Below are 1,607 nucleotides of genomic sequence, written 5' to 3'. Positions count from 1 at the left end.
GCGTGCCAACAGCGCGGCAGCGACAACGTTGCGCGGATTGGAAGTATTGGTACATGAAGTAATTGCGGCAATAATCACTGCACCGTCAGGCATTTGGCCGTCTGAAGGCTCTTCATAAGGTTTTGCCAAGCCTTTGCTGGCCAAATCGGCGGTCGCAAAACGGGCATGCGGGTTACTTGGACCTGCCATGTTGCGCGTTACGCTGCTCAAATCAAATTTCAATACGCGCGGATAAACGGCGGTTTTCAAGGCATCTGCCCACAAGCCTGCGGTTTTGGCGTAGGTTTCCACCAATTTCACTTGCGCGTCATCGCGACCGGTCAGTTTCAAATAATCAATGGTTTGCTCATCAATAGCGAACATCGCGGCAGTCGCGCCGAACTCGGGGGTCATGTTGGAAATGGTGGCACGGTCGCCGATGGACAGACTTCTTGCGCCCTCACCGAAAAATTCGACAAATGCGCCAACCACGCGCTCTTTACGCAAAAATTCGGTCAGTGCCAACACGATGTCGGTAGCAGTAATGCCCGGCTGGCGTTTGCCGGTCAGCTCAACGCCAACAATATCAGGCAGACGCATCATGGATGCACGGCCCAACATTACGGTTTCGGCTTCCAAACCGCCCACGCCTACGGAAATCACGCCCAGTGAATCGACGTGCGGCGTATGTGAGTCAGTACCGACGCAGGTGTCAGGGAATGCCACGCCGTTTTTGACTTGGACAACCGGAGACATTTTTTCCAAGTTGATTTGGTGCATAATGCCGTTGCCTGCCGGAATCACGTCCACATTTTCAAATGCGGTTTTTGTCCAGTTGATGAAGTGGAAACGGTCTTCGTTACGTCTGTCTTCGATTTCGCGGTTTTTGCGGAAGGCATCAGGATCGTAGCCGCCGCATTCAACGGCCAGAGAGTGGTCGACGATGAGCTGGGTTTGCACCACCGGATTCACTTTGGAAGGATCGCCGCCTTTTTCTGCAATCGCATCGCGCAGACCTGCCAAATCCACCAACGCTGTCTGACCCAGAATATCGTGACACACCACGCGTGCCGGATACCAAGGAAAGTCGATTTCCTGTTTTCCCTCAATCAGCTGACCCAGCCAGCTTTGCAGCGTAGGCAGGTCGACTTTGTCTGCGCGGTTGACCAAGTTCTCAGCCAAGATACGGCTTGTATAAGGCAGCTTGTCGTAAGAGCCTGGTTTGATGTCTTCACACGCCTGACGCGCGTCGTAATATTCCAAATCCGTACCGGGCAAAGCTTTGCGGTAGCGTTGGTTGGCAGTCATGTCGGTTCTCCTAAATCTATTATTTTTTTGGTTTTGGGTTTCAGACGGCCTGTTGATTCGGACCTTAAGGCCGTCTGAAACCATAAATTCTGTTTTATTGCTTGTTGTCTGAAATCTATTCGCGGTATGAAAAAAATTGCTGCTCCGCTACCATCATTCCCGTATAGACGGAAATCCAAACTTAAATCTTTCGGCACTCTTTACAGCAGAACATTTCAACTTTTGAATTTCTGCCTGTATGGGAATGACGACAGCAGAGCAGCATGTTTTCCAAACGGCCGGCTCTCTCTCTCGCATACTGCACTAGGCCGTCGAAAAAC

1 protein-coding gene is annotated in these 1,607 nt (G+C 51.3%); it reads right to left on the bottom strand.

Going from position 1 to position 1,607, the window contains the following annotated elements; all coding sequences use genetic code 11:
• The coding region (locus ACTHUE_RS18360; RefSeq protein ID WP_440424127.1) for an aconitase family protein at positions 1 to 1,287 on the bottom strand (1,287 nt) is incomplete at its 3' end.
• Positions 1,288 to 1,607: the final 320 nt, after the last annotated feature.

The sequence above is a fragment of the Neisseria sp. P0021.S005 genome, assembly GCF_051956955.1.
Note: the sequence above shows the minus strand (reverse complement) of the source record. Positions and strands in the feature narration are given on the sequence as shown.